Here is an 18764-nt window from a genome sequence, read left to right on the forward strand (position 1 = left end):
TATCACCAGTCTTTTTAAGTTAACGCATTTATGTTTATTTTACCATATTGATTAAAGAATCATATGCCAAAAACTAAATCATTATAAATTCTCAAAGTTCATCCAGTCCATTATAGCTATAACGACAATTTTAAGGTATGATAATGGAAGTAAATTCATCTAGAGAGGACTCTTTTTTTGAACAATTTGTCAGATAATACAGAAGCAAAATTTCTTGGTACTAGCCATGCTAAAATTATATTAATCGGCGAACACTCTGTTGTTTATAGCCAACCCGCTATTGCCCTCCCTTTACCAAATGTTAAAATATCAGTTTTAACGGAAGCAATGGCAGATAAACAATGGATCACAAGTCGTTTTTATAGTGGTGAACTGAAAAATGTTCCCATGAATATGCGTGGCATTAAGCAAGTTATCCAGTACATTTTAAAATCATTGAATAAACGACATCAATCATTTAAATTAACGATTGAAAGTGACATCCCATCTGAACGAGGGATGGGTTCTTCCGCTGCCACAGTTATTGCCATAATTCGAAGTTTGTACGCTTTTTTTGATACGAAAATCGAACGCGATGAACTTCTACTTATTGCCAATATCGCTGAAACAACCACACATGGTTCTCCAAGTGGTATCGATGCCGCAACAACCAGTAGCCGCGATCCCATTTGGTTCATTAAGCACCAAGAGGCTTACCCTGTCCCATTAAACATAGAGGCAACCTTAGTGATTGCTGATACGGGAATCAAGGGCCAAACGGGTTTAACTGTTGGTCAAGTTCGTGATCGCGTCTTATCAAGTCCTGACGTTACTGAAAAAATAATTTCCGAACTTGGTCAATTAACAAGTATGGCTAAGGCACAAATTGCGACAGATGATGCTATAAGTTTAGGACACACATTATCTAGGGCTCATCATTTACTAAAATCTTTAGGTGTTAGTCATCCCAAATTAGATGCACTTGTCAAAACAAGTCTAGAAAATGGCGCTTTAGGTGCCAAACTTACCGGTGGTGGTGGCGGTGGCTGTATGATAGCCCTAGTTAAAACACCCGAAGAAGCTTTAAATCTAAGCCATCTCTTAAATCGTAATGGTGCCATTGCAACTTGGATTCAACCCCTTAAAAAGGAGTCACAACATATTGAAAAATAAAATTTCAGCTCGCGCCCATACTAATATTGCACTCATTAAATACTGGGGTAAACAAAATAAAGATTTAATTATTCCTTACAACAATAGCCTATCCTTAACGTTAGATCATTTTTATACCGATACTACGGTAACTTTTGACGATACGCTAACTGAAGATACCTTCTTTCTAAATTCTAAACAAAAAAAGGATAACAAAGTATCAGCCTTTTTAGATATTGTTCGTAATCAAGCACAAAAAAATATTTACGCTAAAGTAGAATCAATAAATCACGTTCCAACTTCAGCAGGACTTGCGTCATCAGCGAGCGCATATGCTGCACTTGCGCTTGCTGCTAGTCAAGCAATTGGTTTAAATTTAAATAAACGCGATTTATCACGATTAGCACGTCGTGGTTCTGGTTCAGCTAGTCGCTCTATTTTTGGTGGCCTAGTTGAATGGGAAAAAGGTCACAATGATGAAGACTCCTTTGCTATACCGATTGAAGAAACGATTGATTGGGATCTTCAAATGATTGCTATTATGATTAATAGTCATGAAAAAGCGATTGATTCTCGTTCTGGAATGCAACATTCCGTGGACACATCACCTTTCTACAATGAATGGGTTAAATCTTCTGAACGTGATTTAATTGATATGAAAAAGGCTATTATAGAGAAAAACCTCGAAAAAGTTGGTCAAATTGCTGAAAATAATGCAATGAAAATGCACGCAACAACTTTAAGCGCTAATCCCAGCTTTACTTATTTTAATCCTGACAGCATACGTGCTATGGATGCTATTCGTGACTTGCGTCAAGAAGGTATTACCTGTTACTTCACAATGGATGCTGGTCCAAATGTTAAAATAATTTGTTCCAAAACTGAAACACCTTATATTTTAAATAAATTAAGTCCACTTTTTGGTGCAAAAAATCTTTTGGTTGCCAAGCCTGGACCTGGAGCGACACTTATTTAGTGTTATCCATATTGAAAGGAATTGAGCTATTTGATCACCGCTAAAGCACCAGGAAAACTTTATATTGCAGGAGAATACGCAATTGTTGAACCTGGATCACCAGCAATTATTGTTGCTATTGATCAGTTTGTAACTGTAACAATTAAAAAGAGTAAAGAAACAGGTAGTATTTCATCTAAACAATACCAAGAAAATTCTTTATCTTGGTATCGTCAAGGGACAAAAATTATTTTTGATAATCGAGATAACCCCTTTCACTACATATTATCGGCGATTCATTTAACCGAATTATATGCACAATCCATCGGAAAACAGATGGTTAATTATCATGTCAATATTGATAGTGATTTAGATAGTACTGATGGTAAAAAATATGGTTTGGGCAGTTCTGCTGCGGTTACCGTAGCAACCGTTCGTGCCGTTTCACAATTTTATAATTTAAAATTAACGGATAACGCTCTATTTAAATTATCAGCAATGGCTCACCTAGATGTTCAAGGAAATGGTTCACTCGGAGATATTGCCGCTAGTGTTTATGGCGGATGGATTGCTTATTATTCATTTGATCGAGAATGGTTAAAAATTATGAGACAAGGTACGCCACTAACCGAACTTTTATCTATGGATTGGCCTATGCTTTCTGTCCAACGCCTACCGCAACCTAAAGATTTAGAATTATTAATCGGTTGGACTGGCTCTCCAGCTTCAACTTCCATTTTTGTTGATAAGATGGCCCTTTTTAAAGCAAAACAAAAAAAGACTTACTCTGAATTTTTAGAAGATTCAAAAAAATGTGTCACTGCAATGATTGATGGCTTTAAATTAAACAATTCCATCATTATTCAACAAGAAATTACAAATAATCGAATGATTTTACAACAATTAGCCGATGCTAGTCAGGTAATAATTGAAACCGAATCATTAACTTCCCTTTGTAATTTATCAGAATCCCAACATGCTGCCGCAAAAACATCAGGTGCTGGCGGTGGTGATTGCGGTATTGCATTAGCAACCTCTGAAACAAATCGTACTGAATTATTTAAAGATTGGGCACAAAATGATATTCAACCTTTGGATATCAAAGTGACCTTATAGGATAAGGAGTTTTTTATGATTAAAGACGATAATTTAATTCAAAGTCACAGAAAAGATGAACACGTATTTATCGCCGAAAAATTATTCAATACGGAATCAAAAAATCAATTGAATGAGATCAAGCTTATTCCTTCAAATTTACCTGAACTTTCTATTAATGATATTCAATCTAGCGTTGAGCTTCCAAATTTCTCGTTTCAATCGCCCTTTTATATTAATGCTATGACTGGTGGCAGTGAACAAACGGGTATTTTAAATCAACAATTAGCCGAAGTTGCAGCTATCACAAATACACCAATCGCGACAGGTTCTCAAAGTATCGCCTTAAAAGACCCTTCTAAGGCTCATACATTTAAAATACTTCGTGAAAAGAATCCAAATGGTCTCATTTTTTCTAATTTAAGCGCCAATGCAACACTAGATCAGTCAAAAAGAGCCGTTGATATGATTGAAGCAAACGCCCTACAAATTCATATTAATGCCGCTCAAGAAATTATTATGCCAGAAGGTGAACGTGAGTTTTATTGGTTGAAGAATATTGAAACAATCGTAAATAAGCTTGAAGTACCCATTATTGTTAAAGAAGTTGGTTTTGGGATGTCTCATAAAACGGTTCAACAATTAGCTGATATTGGTGTACGTTATGTTGATATTTCTGGTCGTGGCGGCACAAATTTTGCCATGATTGAAAACGAACGTAGACATGCTAAAGATTTCTCCTTTCTAGAGGATTGGGGCTTAACTACAGCTGAAAGTCTCATTGATACAAAATCTCTGCAAACAGGCTTAACAATTTTTGCCTCTGGTGGTATTCGTACCCCATTAGATATTGTTAAATGTCTCGCTTTAGGCGCTAAAAGTGTTGGTATCTCTGGTGCATTCTTACACATTCTCAATAAACAAGGTCAAGATGCGCTAACAAATACCATATCAGATTATCAATCAAAAATTAACATGCTTATGCTGTTACTTGGCACCAAAAATTTAAGTGATTTAACAAAAATTAGAATGATTTTATCACCTGAGTTACAAAATTTTAAAAATCAAATATAATCATGTTTACATAAAAAACGCCAAATCAGTTAGATAATGAATCTAACTGATTTGGCGTTTTTATTAATTATTACGTTTATTAACTCTTCTACGGATAACAAAGTAGAAAACAACGGAAGCAACGATAAATAGAGTACCTTCGAACTCATACAGAGCTATCATATTTGTTTTAATCGAAAATTGTGACTGACCAATCGCAGTTCCTATTAAGCCACCAACTAAGAATGATCCCATGTAAATTAGCAAGTTATTCCAAATAATAACTTTTTTTGATTGTTTGATAAATTTCTGATTACGAATTTGTTTACTAACACCAACAATCCAAATATAAGTTGCGACCATAACACTAGCAATAACAGCCATTAAGCCCACCGCTTGTTGCCAATGTCGACTAATCCATGAGTTATTAGTTAAAATTAAATTATCATTAACCTGTTTGGAAACTGTTGTATTAGTTAATTCGGTCGTTAACACATTCTTAGTCACGACATGCTTTGAATCAAGAATAATATTTGTATTATTTGCCTTCAATTTACTTATGTCTGCAGTTGACATTGCAATAAAAATTTGATTATCCAACTCAGAATTGTATTTATCACCCATAATACCGATGACAGAAACGTATTGCCCATTTAATTTATAATACTGCTGATGAAATGGCGAGTATAATTTTTTTTCAATATTTCGACCAACTACTGCTACCGGAACTTCAGATAAAAAATCATTATTTGAGAAAAAAGTTCCAGAAACCATTGGTGGCTTATCATAACTACCCTTCGCATAAAAATAAGAAATATTTTTTTTGTTTTTTACTTGATAATGAATTTGAAAATCAGAAATTTTTTCTGATTTTGCTAACGTTGTATTATATTTATCTAAATTTTGTTCTTTTGTTTTAAGAACATATGCATTTTTAGATAGATTATGATTATCTAATTTTGTGATTAAATCTTTTTCCTGCATCTTAAAAAATAAAAATGTGGTAAAGAATGTAAGTAGTAAGATAGCTACTATAAATATGTATCTTCTTCGCATCATCAATTTAATTTCCCCCTAACTTTTAATGGACACCGAGTGCCATTTTTGCATACCTAGACATACGTTCAATTGACCAGGCTGGACTCCATATAAATTGTACAGTTACTTTTTTTATTTCTAGCACTGGCTTTAACGCATCTTCGACTAAATCAGATAGAACACCTGTTAACGGGCAACCCATAGTGGTTAAAGTCATTTGTACATTACAATTATTGTCATTGTCTAATTCAATCTCATATACTAAACCTAAATTAATAATATCCATATCCAATTCAGGATCCATCACTTTTTCTAAATGTGTCAAAATATCTTGCTTAATTATTTCTGCACTTCGTCTTTCACTCATAGGATTAATCCTCTCTTGAATAGCTAATATTACTAGTTTATCGTTTCTATTTTAGCATTGCAATCTATTGTTTTAATGTTACTGAACTCTTTACTTTTTCTAAAAAATAATGTTATACGGCGCCAAAGTTACTATGAAGCCGGATTAAATTAAAGATACGATTTTATAACAATAGATAAAAAAAGGTTAAATACGTTTGAATACTGCATACTCAAATGCTATCCTGAACTAACTAAGATAAAAAACTGTAAATCTTACTACACATAAGTTAAGTTGATGGAGGAACAATAACGATGAACAAAAAGTTAATTACAATTGATTTAGATGGCACAACTTTAAATAATAATGCAGAAGTTAGTTCAACAACAAAAAAAGTACTTACTCAAGCAACAGCTGAAGGACACATTGTCAGTATTGTAACGGGACGCCCATATCGTATCTCAAAACAAATTTATGATTCATTAGGGTTAACAACTCCAATGATTAATTTTAATGGTGCCCTGGCACATATTCCACATAAAAATTGGGATAAATCATACGAATATACAATTAATCGAGATATTGTTTTTGATATTCTTAACGCTAGAAAAGAATTAGGTATTAACATGTTAGCAGCCGAAGGAAAAAATATGTTATTGGCTGACAATGCAAGTCAGCTAGTGAAAGGCTTTTTCCCACAAGTTTTAAGATCAAATCAAATTCTTAATAAACAAAATTTACAACATGATCCGACATCAATTACGATGTTTGTCGATCAAGATAAAAAACAATTAATTACATCTAGACTACTTGAAAAATATGGTGATGTTATCGAAGTCAACACTTGGGGCGGACCAAAACCTGTTCTAGAAGTTGTTTCAAAAGGGATTCAAAAAGCAATTGGTGTTTCTTATCTAGCAGATTACTATGGTATCTCTCAAAAAGATATCGTTGCTTTTGGTGATGAAAGTAATGATAAAGAAATGCTTTCATATGCTGGCTGGGGTGTGGCAATGAAAAATGGTACTTCTGAAATTAGAGGTCTAGCCAATGATGTTACCTCTTTAAATAACCAAGAAAATGGGCTTGCTCATTACTTAAAAAATTATTTAAATTTAGCTAAATAATCGTTAATTAGTAACAGATCAGTAATGGTCTGTTATTTTTTTATAAAAAATGACTTCTGGAATATACCAGAAGTCATATTTAATGATATTTATTTTTCGTCGCTTTTTAGAATACCACCGACACTATAACGATCTTTACGCATTTCATTTAAAATTACATGGATATGCTCTGTAGGTGCACCAGTATTTTTTGAAACAGCTTCAGTCACATCTTTAACTAAATTTTTAAGTTGTTCTTGTGAACGACCTTCAATTAAATCAATATTTATAATTGGCATAACGAATCTCCTTTTTATTTAGTTGATTGCCCTTTTCTTAATAATTCTTGTTGGTCTGAGTTTAGGAAATTGCCTTCAATATCAGCGGTATTAACTAAGTTCATAAATGCATTTGGATCAACATCACTAATTGTCATTTTTAAATTATATAATTCATAACGTGTAATAACTAACATCAAAACTTTACTTTCTTCATTTGAGAAAGCGCCCTTTGAGTCAATAACTGTAATTCCACGAATTAATGATTTTTGGAGCGCTCCAACAACTAAATCTGCTTCTTTTGTAACAATAAATGCTGTTAACTTTTGATGCGATGTATGGATGTCGTCGACAACTCTAGACATAGCATAATTAGAAATAATTGTATACAAAGCACTTTCCCAACTGAAATAAAATCCAGCCGTTAAAATAATAATCATATTTGTTGATAACATTAATGAACCGACTGTTTTACCTGTCGTTTTAGCTAGAACAAGTGCGATGATATCCATCCCACCAGTTGAAAAACCAAATTTTAATGCTAATCCAACCCCAATACCACTTATTACACCACCAAATAATGCTGCCATTAATGGATTAGTTGATAATTGATGAACGGGTAAAATTACCGTAAAGAGAGATGAAGAAGCGACGGTCAGTACACTATAATATGTAAATGAACGTCCTACTTTATACCAGCCTAATATACCAATTGGAATATTTATTAACATAATTAGATATCCAGTACCAATTTTAATATGAAATAGATCATAAAAAATAGCAGAAAGTAATTGGGCAATACCATTGGCACCAGCTCCAAAAATATTTCCTGGAATCAGAAAGAAATTAAGGGATAATGCAATTAATAATCCCGAAAATACAATTATAACTAGTCGTTTATTTTTATCAGAAATTGATAACTTCATAAATCTCCCTCCTATTATATGTGACTCTTTTCATTTTACCTTTTATTAAACAATAATATTAATAAAATGAGTAATCTCTCATTTTAAATTTCTATTAAACTAACCTTATACAGCGTAACCGGTTAAATACGAATATTTATTTACAAATGGCGTTTAAAAATAGCAATTAAATGATAAAATGGTAATATCTAAATTTATTTACTGGGAGGAGAAATATCCATGACGACAGACCCTTTTAATTTTTCAGCATGTACAAGTGTTTTAGCTGGTTCTAAAGCAACTGCAGATGGGTCGACTTTTATTGGCCGTAATGAAGATGCAAAAACAGCATGGCCAAAACATTTTGTTATTCATGCTCATACAGAATTTGAACAATCACCTTTATTTGAATCACCAGATAATCACTTTAAAATGCCATTACCAAAAATTCGTGGTAAATATTCAGCTACTCCTGAATGGACACCAAAATTTGGTGTTTTTGAAGAAGATGGCTTTAATGAATATGGTGTGGCTATGAGCGCTACTGAAAGTGCATACGCTAATAGCCGGGTTCTCAGTTACGATCCCTTACTAACTGAAAACGGAATTGGTGAGGAAGCAATTGTAACAATTACTCTTCCCTATATTCACTCCGCAAAAGAAGGTGTTAGTTACCTTGGATCATTAGTAGAAAAATACGGTTCAAGTGAAACAAATGGTGTCTTGTTCTCTGATCAAAAAGATGTTTGGTATATGGAAATTGCAACCGGTCACCATTGGGTTGCGCAACGTATTCCGGATGATTCTTATGCAGTTGTTGCCAACCAACTAGCTATTCAAGAAATTAACTTTACTGATTCCGCTAATTTTATGTTTAGTTCTGGTATTCAGAAATTTGTTTCTGATAATCATTTAAATAACCAAAAAGATTCATTTAATTTTAGAGATATCTTTGGAACTCATGATCAATCTGATGCCATTTACAGCACACCAAGAGTTTGGTATGGCCAATTACTTTTAACACCATCAGTTGCTTCACAAGATCCTATGAGTATGAATTTACCGTTCATTCGTCAGGCTGATCATTTAATTCAACGTGAAGATTTAGAACAAATTCTTGGCTCACATTTCCAAGGAACTCAATATGATCCGATTGGAACTGGTTCAATCAGTGATAAACATAAATTCAGACCCATTAGTTTAGCAAAAACACAAGAGTCTCATATTTTACAAATTAGACCTGATTTACCTTTTGAAATTGGTGGTATCCATTGGCTATCAATGGGTGTTACGGCTCAAAGTGCTTATGTACCTTTCTTTGCTGGTATTACGGATACACCGGAGAATTATAAAATTGGTACCGATGTATATGATGACAAATCTGCTTACTGGTTATATAAACAATTAGGTATTTTGGTTGATTCACATTACTTAGAATTTAGCTCATTACTGAAAGATCTCCAAAAAGATTTAATTATCCAATTCAATGCCTCCGTAAAACGGATTCAAACAGAGGCAATTTCTAAAAGTGGTACAGACCTAACAGATTTTTTAACTGAAGAAAATCTAAAAATTACTGAAGCTGCTGAAATCAAGGTTAAGGCCTTAATTAGTCAGCTAATTACATTATCAACTGACCTATCACCATTAAATTTTAAAACTGACCAAAACTTATAAATATAAGAAACCGAAAGGAATTACAAAAGTCTTATGGACAAACAAAAGAAAATTTCCCTAACAAGTTTCATTTTAATGATTTTTACAACTATTTTTGGATTTGCAAATACTCCCGTCGCCTTTATTCAAATGGGTTACGCTAGTATTATCTGGTACGTTTTAGCAGCATTCTTCTTTTTCTTACCAACTGCTTTGATGTTTGCAGAATATGGTTCAGCTTTAAATGAATCAAAAGGTGGCATTTATTCTTGGTTAGCTGAATCAATTGGCCCCAAACTTGCTTTCACAGGAACATTTATTTGGCTTTTTGCATGGATTGTCTGGATGGTATCAATTGCATCTAAAGTTTGGATTCCACTTTCAACAATTTTTTCTGGAAGTGATCAAACACAATCTTGGGCTATCTTTGGCCTATCTTCAACACAAACTATCGGTATTCTTGCAATTCTTTGGATTGTGCTAGTTACCTTTGTCGCTAGTCGAGGTATCAGTAGTATTGCCAAGATTTCTTCAGTTGGTGGTATTGCTATTTTAGGTTTAAATGCTATCTTTTTACTATTAAGTATTGTTATTTTAATTGTTAATCATGGTGCACTCCAAGAACCATGGCATGGTATGACAAGTATTATAACTTCTAGAAATCCTAGCTATCAATCACCTATCGCCCTAATTTCATTTATTGTTTTTGCCATCTTTGCATACGGTGGTATGGAATCAGTTAGTGGTGTTACAGATAGTATTAGAAATCCTAAGAAAAATTTTCCAAAGGGTTTAATCATTTCCACTTTATTAATTCTTTTTGCTTACTCAATCTCAATCTTCTTCTGGGGTGTTAGTACAAACTGGAGTAAACTTGGTGGTCAAAATGCCAACTTAGGTAACATCTCTTACATATTGATGGAAAACTTAGGTAATTTTGCAGGTCAAAGCTTTGGTATGAGCGCAAGTGCTTCGACAATTTTTGGTCATACACTTGCTAGAATTACTGGTTTAAGTATGTTCATGGCTTATACAGGTGCATTCTTCGTCTTGATTTACTCACCACTCAAATCATTTATTCTTGGAACACCTAAGGATATCTGGCCAGCAAAAATGACGAAATTAAATAAGCATAGTATGCCTGAATTTGCAATGTGGATTCAAGCTGCCGTCGTTATTGTCATTATCATGGCTGTTTCATTTGGAGGTTCAAATTCAACATTATTCTATTCAAAATTAACGTTAATGGGAAATATCTCAACTTCTGTACCTTATCTATTTTTAATTGGTGCATTTCCATTCTTTAAAAAACGTCAAGACTTAAATCGACCTTTTGAAGTTTATAAGAATAGAACACTTACAAATATTATTACTATTGTCGTCTGGTTAGTTTTAGCCTTTGGAATTATTTTCACTGTTATCAGCGATACATTAAGTAATGCTCTCTGGATGATATCTGGTCCTGTCCTTTCTGGACTAGTTGCTTTCCTTTACTACACACGTTATGAGAGAAAAATTAAAAAATAAACTAAAAAAAATCGTAAACAATTTTTATTGTTTACGATTTTTTATTAGTTTTTAACAAGACTTTCTAAGCTAACATTACCTGTTAATAGTCCTGAATTATCTCCATGTAATGCTAAACTGTTGAATCGTTCATTAACGACAAGTTGCATGTTCTCATCCATATAAGTTTTGCTGTACCCTTTTACTCTAATGGGACCTAAATCTGAATCAATTGTTCCATCATATGCCTTGCTATCGTTCTGGTCATCAATTACTAACATTCTAAAGCTTGAATCTAACGTACATGTTCCTTCATTTGATAAAGCACCAACACCATCGTCAAAATCAAGCAAGATTTCTGAATCATTACCCATAAGTTTCATAATCTTGCTTTTTGCGTCTTCACTTATTTTTAAATACATGAAATTACCAGCTTTCTTATTTAATAATTACATTGTACACCACTGATTATTTTAGACAAGCATGACGACTCAGGTTCATCATGGTATGATAGTTCTAATTAGAAAGAGAGGAATATAATGACCAAAATTAGTATAGTAAACAACTTATTTGATAGTAGTTCACAATTTAAAAGTTCACATTCAATCTTTCAATTTAACGTTAATTCACAACTAAATGAACAAGCAGACGCTCTTTTTCTTTCATACTTCTCAATAGATATCCATGAAAAAATTCTTGAATCTTCTATGATGCAAAAATTACCTATCTATTTATCCAAAGAGGCATTTGAATTAAAACAACAATTTGTCTTACTAGGTAAAATTAGTGAAACACACTTAAATTACAAAATTATTCCGATTAACACCGCACTAACTATTGGAGATTTTACAGTGATTGGTTTTTTATCAGATTCAGTACACACGGGTTCATTAGCTTTTTTAGTAGAAGATGAAAAGCAGAAGTACTCCTTCTTAGCTGGTGATACTCGCTTAGCTGGACCTCATAAAAAGAGAACGAAGAAATGGATTCACGACTTAAACCGACTACCTTTAGATGTTCTAATTTTAAATACTGTCGACACAACAGATACTAATTACTACACTGAAATTACGATTCTAGATCATCTCATTAAACTTTTAAAAGTCGAAGAATTAACTGCTATTAACGTTGCCAACGAAAATCTTTATTTAATTCATAAGTTAGCGACAGTAGCTAACAAGTTAGAAAAAATAATCGTACTAGATAAGCCAACCTCCCAATTATTGACGTATTTTTATCCTGATTCAGAAGTGATTTCATTAAATGATGCTACTTCTGTAGGAATTAAAAGGCATCCTGAGAAATATATCTTGGTAAATATAGAAAATAAGTTAGGCGATTTTAATTTGTCTACCCAAAATAGCTATTCACTGACCGATTTATTGGAAAATAATAAAGATAGTCTCCCAATCAATTCACATTTATCTTCATTAGAAGTACCTGAATTGTTAAATCGATTAACGCATAAACCTAAGCAACTTATATTGATAGACCAAAATTTTAACAATACTATTGTAACTTATTAATATTTATTCTATGGTATATTTATTAATCATTTAAAAGGACGTGAATTTGTTGGTTTTTTCTTATTTTAAAAATCCTAAAAAACATGAATTATTTTTAACCTTCTTATTAGGAACATTAAGTGCTTTTGGTCCATTATCATTGGACATGTATTTACCAGCATTACCAGTTATTCAACAACACTTACATACAACTGCATCGCTTACCCAGTTGACGATTACGACTTGTTTACTTGGATTGGCGCTTGGCCAATTAATAGTTGGACCCTACAGTGATAAAATTGGCCGTAGAAAGCCATTACTTTTGGGACTCATCTTGTTCGCTGTTACCTCTATCATCGCAGCAACAAGTCAGAATATAACAATTTTGGTTATTATCCGGTTATTGCAAGGTTTAGCGGGATCTGCTGGTCTTGTAATCTCTCGAGCAATTGCTAGAGACCTATACACCGGAAAAAAATTAACCAGTTTTTTCTCGCTCTTAATGGCTGTTAATGGAATTTTCCCGATTATTTCGCCCATACTTGGCAGTTTTATTCTAAAATTCACATCTTGGCGCGGTATCTTTGTTATCTTAACTGTAATTGGTTTTCTTTTATTTCTTCTTGTATTAGTGACGTTACCAGAAACTAACCAGATTGTGCCAGAGAAGTCGCAATCAAATACTGGTGATTCAACGAAAAAAATTCTTAAAAGTTTAATTTTTGATAAATTTTTCTTGAGTTATGCTCTAATTCAAGGCTTTATCTCAGGTGCAATGTTCTGTTATATTTCTGGATCATCATTTGTTTTACAAAATCTTTTTGGTCTATCCTCTAATATGTTCAGTTTAGTCTATGCAATTAATGGTTTAGGTATCGTTATAATGTCTCAATTAAGTTCACGAATTTCAGATACTTTTTCTGAACAGACTGGTCTAAAATTAGGTGTTTACCTTGCCTTACTTGGTAGTCTACTATTAACGACCTCATTATTTATTAGTAACTCGTTATTACTAGTGCTCATCAGTTTATTTTTAATTGTTTCAATGGTTGGTATCGTAAATACAACGGCCTTCTCATTAGCTATGCAGAAACAAGGGCAACACGCAGGAAGTGCTTCTGCCATACTTGGTGTTGGTATGAATCTAGTTGGAAGTATTCTTTCTCCATTCGTTGGGATTATGGGGGATCATTCTTATGTTCCAATGACAATTTTAATCTTACTGTGTGAAATTTGTGCCTTGGTCATTTACTTAAATATTTCCACAAAAAAAGCAGAACTATAAGTTCTGCTTTTTTTGTGGAAATATTAGTTTGTATAACGCAAAAACTTAATAATATAACTCTTTAATTATTTATACTAAAGGTGTGACATCTGATTTTGTACAGCTGTAACCTTTATGTAAAATGGGTACTATCTACAAATTGGTACTACCAACCATATTTTTAAAGCTTATTTTATCTACTGATATATATTATTTATTTTCTGTTAAACCCAGTTTTATTTGACATTCTGGACAATATCCAAACGTCTCGACATGTGTACTTTCAATTATATAACCACTTTTATTTTCCGCCTCTTGCTCTGCCTCATGAAAAGTTAATTCTGTAAATATATCTGTTATTTTGCCACAGTTAAGACAGATAGCATGATAATGTGGAATACCAAAATAATCGTAGCGCATTTTACCATCATCGCCATTAGACAATTCTATCACTAATTTTTGAGCAACTAATATTTGTAACGTATTATAAACGGTAGCTATGCCTAACCCTACGCTTCCATCTTTAATTCCGTTAAAAATTTGTTCAACAGATGGGTAGTTATGTTGCGTTACTAAATATTCAAGAATTATTTTACGCTGTGGTGTTATACGTACGCCACGTTCTTTTAAAATTTCTAAAGCCTGGTCAAGATTTTTATCGATCAATTTAACGACCCCCATTTTCTTAATTCACTCTGTTCATTATCTCATATTTCATAAAATATGTGGACTTTATCTATTGAATTGATTTATAATGATTATATATTTAGAATCATTATAACAAAGGAGAGAGAGTTATGTCTAAAAAATTATCTTTATCTCAGAAAATAAATGTTTTAAGAGCTAGTGTTATGGGAGCTAATGATGGTATTCTTTCCGTTGCTGGGATTGTCATTGGTGTCGCTGGCGCTACGAACAATAATTTTTCTATTTTCATTTCAGGTATTGCTGGTATGCTTGCCGGTACTGTCTCAATGGCTATGGGAGAATATGTTTCTGTAAGTACCCAAAAAGATTCGCAAGAAGTTGCTACTGCCAATTCCAAGTACAATCTAAAACATAATTATGATAAGGAATATAATTATGTTTATCAAAAATATTTTAAAACAGGTATTTCTTCATCCTTAGCATTAAAAGCTACAGATGAAATGATGTCGGCTAACCCATTAGATACTATTGTACGTGAAAAATATGGCTTTGATCCTAACGTCTATACGGATCCTTATGCGGCTGCGATTGCATCAATGATTTCTTTTCCGATTGGATCATTGCTGCCCCTACTTGCAATTACTTTATTCCCTGCTGAATTTAAGGTCATTGCCACATCTATTTCTGTCATTATTGCACTAGCTATCACAGGATTTAGTGCTGCAACTTTGGGTAACTCAAATCGGACAAAATCAGTTATTCGTAATATTATTTCTGGTATTTTAACAATGCTAGTCACTTACTTTATTGGTACTTTATTTGCTCATTAGGAAAGGACACTTAATTTCATGACATCTGAAACCAAAATTAAACAAAAAAAATACAAAACAATGGATGAAAAACTTAATTCACTTCGTGCAGGTATACTAGGATCTAATGATGGTATTTTAACTGTTGTAGGTGTCCTGTTCAGTGTTGCAGCAGCTACAACAGATAATTTCATTATTTTCATCGCTGGGTTAACTGATCTAATAGCTTGCGCATTTTCTATGGCAGCTGGCGAATATGCCTCTGTCAGTTCACAAAGTGACACCGAAAAAGCAGCTGTTGCCGTCGAAAAACAGCGTATGATTACGAGTCGTACTGATCAAATTCATGATGTTCAAAATTTTTATACGGCTAAGGGCGTTTCTGAAGAAACCTCTTTTGAAATTGCTACAGAATTAATGCAAAAAAAGCCACTAGAAACGATTATTAATGTTAAATACGGTCTCGAATTAGGACACTATATGAACCCTTGGGATGCCGCTTTTTCCTCACTAATCTCTGCAGCTTTAGGTGGTATTTTCCCACTACTTGCCATTATTATATTACCAAACAATTGGAAAATGATAGGTACAATTATTGCGGTTTCAGTAGCTGTAGCTTTAACTGCCTTTATTAGCTCCAAATTAGGTGATGGTAAAATTAAAGTTGCCATTATACGAAATATTATCATTGGTTTAATAACCATGTTAATTCATTATGGAATTGGCCAGTTTTTTTAGACATATCATTATGAAACCCCGCCCAAACTAGTTAAATATTTTTTCCCAACTTATTTGTTGTCATAGATACATTTTATATAGCGCATTAGCTTTCAAAATGTTTATAAATTTTGAACTAAACCACTTTATACTCTTAAAATTCATACAAAAAAGTTCTAATCACTTAGCGATTAGAACTTTTTTAATATCATTGATCAGCAATAGTTAACAAAGGCCTATATTTTATACTACTTTCAATAATTAAATACAACACTCGCCATCGACATTGTCTGTTTAATTGATATACTGTACATATTTAAGATCATTAAGACTATTTTTACAATGTGCAACTATACATAGTTCATCACAATAATAATCAAGCACTACTCTAAATTTTCTTATCATCTGGTCCACTATTTTTAGAATTTTGGGAAGCAATAATATACTGTTCAATTAAAGCAACAATTTGCTTATTTTGTGGTAAATCAGAATGTTCCGATTCATTTCCTGTGACAGTTATTTCTGTATAGGATTTCGCTTGATTTTGATAAATATATTTTCCGGCATTAACACTTTGATATGGAACAATTCCATCATTATTGTAATTATCTGTTCCAGCAATCGAGTACAACACTAAGTTAGTTGGAATTTTTTTTCGATTCTTTACAAAATCCGCTAACATCTGTGTTCTTGTACTCTGATTAGTTTCTTCACCATTATATGGTGAACCTATCGTCATTAACGTATTAATTGAGGCCGCTTTATCATCAAAATATTCTTCTAAAAATGTCGTATAAATAAGACCTCCGTTAGAGTGCCCGATACCATTAAATTGATTAAATTTATATTTATCAGCAAGATACGTAAACGCTATATCAAACCATTTAGCTTGTTTTTTTATACTATTATAGCCATTCGAATTATCTTCAAAACCAACAACTATGAAAGGTTGCATATCTCGTTTAGCTATTTTACCAGTAATTTTAAGTTTTCCAGTTTTCTGAACCGTTATCTTTAACAAACTATGCGTTCGATTTGTTGAAGTATTTAAAACATCAATCAATTCATCAAATCGATCTTGATTTGCACTGCTTCCTGGTATTAAAATAACTGGATTTAACTTTGAATTATGAATAATTCGGCTTGTTTTGACCTTTTTAGTGTTCCATGTATTTGCCGGTACGATAACAGCTAAAAAACAAGCTAAGATAGCTATCCAAATAAACACGTATTTAACTATTTTCCGTTTATTTTTCATTTAGCTTACCTCCATCAATATTCATTGCCTTATTATTTAATTTTACAAACGGCATATAAATTAAAACTGTAATAATAAGCACAATTCCTGATACAACTAATGTACTCCAATACCCATCAGTTCCTAAAAATGCCATTAATGGTGCTGGAGTCGTTTCAGGTAAGCTGTAAACTGCTGGAGGTATCCACTTAAAGTAAATACAGAAGTACCCAATCAACATTGAAACGATGGGTGATAAGATAAACGGAACCATTAAAATAGGATTTAAAATAATTGGTAACCCAAACATCAATGGAAAATTAATATTCACAAAGCTTGGAATAATTGATATTTTTGCTATTTTACGACTATTTTTATTTTTAGACATTATCAATATTGCTATAATTAAAGATAAGGTCATTCCTGTTCCACCAAAGCTACCAAAACTGTCATAAATTGTATGTATAGAGATAGGAAAAGGTACACCAAAAGACGTGCCATGCTTTAACGCATAACTTAAGTTACTGACAACCGAAGTATCATCTAAGCCGCCTTGTGCAATTCCTAAAGAACCAGAAATTCCTATACCAGATAAAACAGTATTGAAAAAGGATAAAAATAAAATAGTTATAATTAAATGCCTTGATTTAACTTCTGTTAATCTAAACATAGAATATAAGAGACCATTCACACCGATTTGATTAACCAATGAAACTAACATGACTAGTCCAATTAAAATCCCCAATATTATCACTATCGGCAACAGACTCTCTAAACCACGAGAAATAAATGTATATTGATCTACTTTTTCTTGCTTATTTTTAGGTGAAAACCATTTAAAGATATATCCTACAAAGACCCCCAAAATCAGTGAGATAAAAATCCCTTTAACACCTAACTCTTGAATCAAGAATGTCCCCTGATCACTATCAGGGTTTAAACTTGATAAATTATAATTCAAAATAAGCATCCCGACTGCCCCAGTGAATCCTGCAATTTGTTCATCTTTTTTAAAGGACCGAGTCATGTATTTTGCGCTCAAAAAAGCTGTCATTACTGCGATAAAACTCATTGTAACTGTATTAATAATTTCGAATATATTTGTTATGATTTTTTCATAAGGTAACCATGATGAAATATTATATACTTGATTAAAGAACCCTTGTTCTGATAAAACGCTAGAACTAAGCGCCATACTAAAACTTCCAATAATAATAAACGGTAAGATAATTGCAAATGTTTTTTCAATTGCTTGATAAACAAAAGTTTTTTTAAAACGTAAATCAACTCTTAACAATTTTTGCGAAAACGTCACCCATAGTTTATTCATTGAATAACCCCCTTATCTATTTTTTATTATAAACCAATAGTAACCCAACAACAAAATGTTAATTATAAACTTTGAGGGTGTACACTTTCTGGTGTTGGTAAAATAAAATTCATCAACACCAGTTTTTTATTCTGAAAACAAAAAAAGAGGCCACCGGCCCCTGCTATGATTAAGTTGCAAAACAT

At 32.7% G+C, this 18764-nt stretch carries 19 protein-coding genes; 11 read left to right on the forward strand and 8 right to left on the reverse strand.

Translation table 11 applies throughout. The features are described from left to right. Positions 1–177: 177 nt before the first annotated feature. From mvk to fni, 4 genes are read left to right on the forward strand one after another with little or no spacing between them, the layout of a single operon-like run. Positions 178–1152, forward strand: coding sequence for a mevalonate kinase (gene mvk, locus AC1RO3_RS02655; RefSeq protein ID WP_481762176.1), 975 nt, complete (start codon positions 178–180; stop codon positions 1150–1152). Then, complete coding sequence (gene mvaD / locus AC1RO3_RS02660) at positions 1142–2107, forward strand: diphosphomevalonate decarboxylase (protein WP_481761286.1); 966 nt, start codon at positions 1142–1144, stop codon at positions 2105–2107. Before mvk ends, mvaD begins: the two co-directional genes overlap by 11 nt. A 30-nt stretch (positions 2108–2137) precedes the next feature. After that, entirely contained in the window at positions 2138–3202 is a 1065-nt protein-coding gene (locus tag AC1RO3_RS02665; protein ID WP_481761406.1) for a phosphomevalonate kinase, read from the forward strand. A gap of 15 nt (positions 3203–3217) precedes the next feature. Then, positions 3218–4255: a type 2 isopentenyl-diphosphate Delta-isomerase gene (fni, locus tag AC1RO3_RS02670; protein ID WP_481761285.1), complete on the forward strand. Its 1038-nt coding sequence runs from the start codon at positions 3218–3220 to the stop codon at positions 4253–4255. 63 nt (positions 4256–4318) lie between these two features. On the opposite strand, the gene AC1RO3_RS02675 is transcribed toward fni, so the two are convergent. Together AC1RO3_RS02675 and AC1RO3_RS02680 are read right to left on the reverse strand one after the other, a co-directional pair. After that, a complete protein-coding gene (locus tag AC1RO3_RS02675) occupies positions 4319–5293 on the reverse strand; it encodes an ABC transporter permease (protein WP_481761284.1) in 975 nt (324 codons plus the stop codon). A 22-nt stretch (positions 5294–5315) separates the two neighbouring features. Next, positions 5316–5639, reverse strand: a complete 324-nt coding sequence (locus AC1RO3_RS02680) for a metal-sulfur cluster assembly factor (RefSeq protein WP_481761283.1) — start codon at positions 5637–5639, stop codon at positions 5316–5318. A 293-nt stretch (positions 5640–5932) separates the two neighbouring features. Here AC1RO3_RS02680 and AC1RO3_RS02685 point away from each other — a divergent pair, with 293 nt between their 5' ends. Beyond that, the gene (locus AC1RO3_RS02685; RefSeq protein WP_409022582.1) at positions 5933–6745 is read left to right on the forward strand and encodes a Cof-type HAD-IIB family hydrolase; all 813 of its coding nucleotides are present in this window, start codon (positions 5933–5935) and stop codon (positions 6743–6745) included. Between the two features lie 89 nt (positions 6746–6834). On the opposite strand, the gene AC1RO3_RS02690 is transcribed toward AC1RO3_RS02685, so the two are convergent. Both AC1RO3_RS02690 and AC1RO3_RS02695 read right to left on the reverse strand, forming a co-directional pair. Continuing rightward, positions 6835–7023, reverse strand: coding sequence for a 2-hydroxymuconate tautomerase (locus AC1RO3_RS02690; protein WP_481761282.1), 189 nt, complete (start codon positions 7021–7023; stop codon positions 6835–6837). Positions 7024–7037: 14 nt separating this feature from the next. Further along, complete coding sequence (locus AC1RO3_RS02695; protein WP_409022584.1) at positions 7038–7928, reverse strand: YitT family protein; 891 nt, start codon at positions 7926–7928, stop codon at positions 7038–7040. Positions 7929–8147: 219 nt separating this feature from the next. On the opposite strand from AC1RO3_RS02695, the gene AC1RO3_RS02700 reads away from it, so the two are divergent. Together AC1RO3_RS02700 and yjeM are read left to right on the forward strand one after the other, a co-directional pair. Next, complete coding sequence (locus tag AC1RO3_RS02700) at positions 8148–9584, forward strand: C69 family dipeptidase (protein ID WP_481761281.1); 1437 nt, start codon at positions 8148–8150, stop codon at positions 9582–9584. A gap of 33 nt (positions 9585–9617) precedes the next feature. Beyond that, positions 9618–11090 (forward strand): glutamate/gamma-aminobutyrate family transporter YjeM, encoded by a 1473-nt coding sequence (gene yjeM, locus AC1RO3_RS02705; protein WP_481761280.1) that lies wholly within the window; start codon positions 9618–9620, stop codon positions 11088–11090. 44 nt (positions 11091–11134) lie between these two features. Here yjeM and AC1RO3_RS02710 read toward each other — a convergent pair whose 3' ends face one another. Beyond that, positions 11135–11491, reverse strand: coding sequence for an iron-sulfur cluster biosynthesis family protein (locus AC1RO3_RS02710; RefSeq protein ID WP_481761279.1), 357 nt, complete (start codon positions 11489–11491; stop codon positions 11135–11137). Positions 11492–11608: 117 nt separating this feature from the next. Here AC1RO3_RS02710 and AC1RO3_RS02715 point away from each other — a divergent pair, with 117 nt between their 5' ends. After that, positions 11609–12595, forward strand: a complete 987-nt coding sequence (locus AC1RO3_RS02715) for an MBL fold metallo-hydrolase (protein ID WP_481761278.1) — start codon at positions 11609–11611, stop codon at positions 12593–12595. Positions 12596–12644: 49 nt separating this feature from the next. Then, a complete protein-coding gene (locus tag AC1RO3_RS02720) occupies positions 12645–13859 on the forward strand; it encodes a multidrug effflux MFS transporter (RefSeq protein WP_481761277.1) in 1215 nt (404 codons plus the stop codon). A gap of 189 nt (positions 13860–14048) precedes the next feature. On the opposite strand, the gene AC1RO3_RS02725 is transcribed toward AC1RO3_RS02720, so the two are convergent. Further along, on the reverse strand, positions 14049–14504 hold the full coding sequence (locus AC1RO3_RS02725) for a Fur family transcriptional regulator (protein WP_481761276.1): 456 nt from the start codon (positions 14502–14504) through the stop codon (positions 14049–14051). 131 nt (positions 14505–14635) lie between these two features. On the opposite strand from AC1RO3_RS02725, the gene AC1RO3_RS02730 reads away from it, so the two are divergent. Next, positions 14636–15316, forward strand: a complete 681-nt coding sequence (locus tag AC1RO3_RS02730; protein WP_481761275.1) for a VIT1/CCC1 transporter family protein — start codon at positions 14636–14638, stop codon at positions 15314–15316. Positions 15317–15334: 18 nt separating this feature from the next. Beyond that, complete coding sequence (locus AC1RO3_RS02735; RefSeq protein ID WP_481761274.1) at positions 15335–16033, forward strand: VIT1/CCC1 transporter family protein; 699 nt, start codon at positions 15335–15337, stop codon at positions 16031–16033. A 367-nt stretch (positions 16034–16400) separates the two neighbouring features. On the opposite strand, the gene AC1RO3_RS02740 is transcribed toward AC1RO3_RS02735, so the two are convergent. Together AC1RO3_RS02740 and AC1RO3_RS02745 are read right to left on the reverse strand one after the other, a co-directional pair. After that, entirely contained in the window at positions 16401–17270 is an 870-nt protein-coding gene (locus AC1RO3_RS02740) for an alpha/beta hydrolase (protein ID WP_481761273.1), read from the reverse strand. Beyond that, entirely contained in the window at positions 17260–18579 is a 1320-nt protein-coding gene (locus tag AC1RO3_RS02745) for a PTS transporter subunit EIIC (protein ID WP_481761272.1), read from the reverse strand. Before AC1RO3_RS02745 ends, AC1RO3_RS02740 begins: the two co-directional genes overlap by 11 nt. Positions 18580–18764 lie beyond the last annotated feature (185 nt).

The sequence above is a fragment of the Dellaglioa sp. CoH-57-MRSF-19 genome (assembly GCF_056781975.1).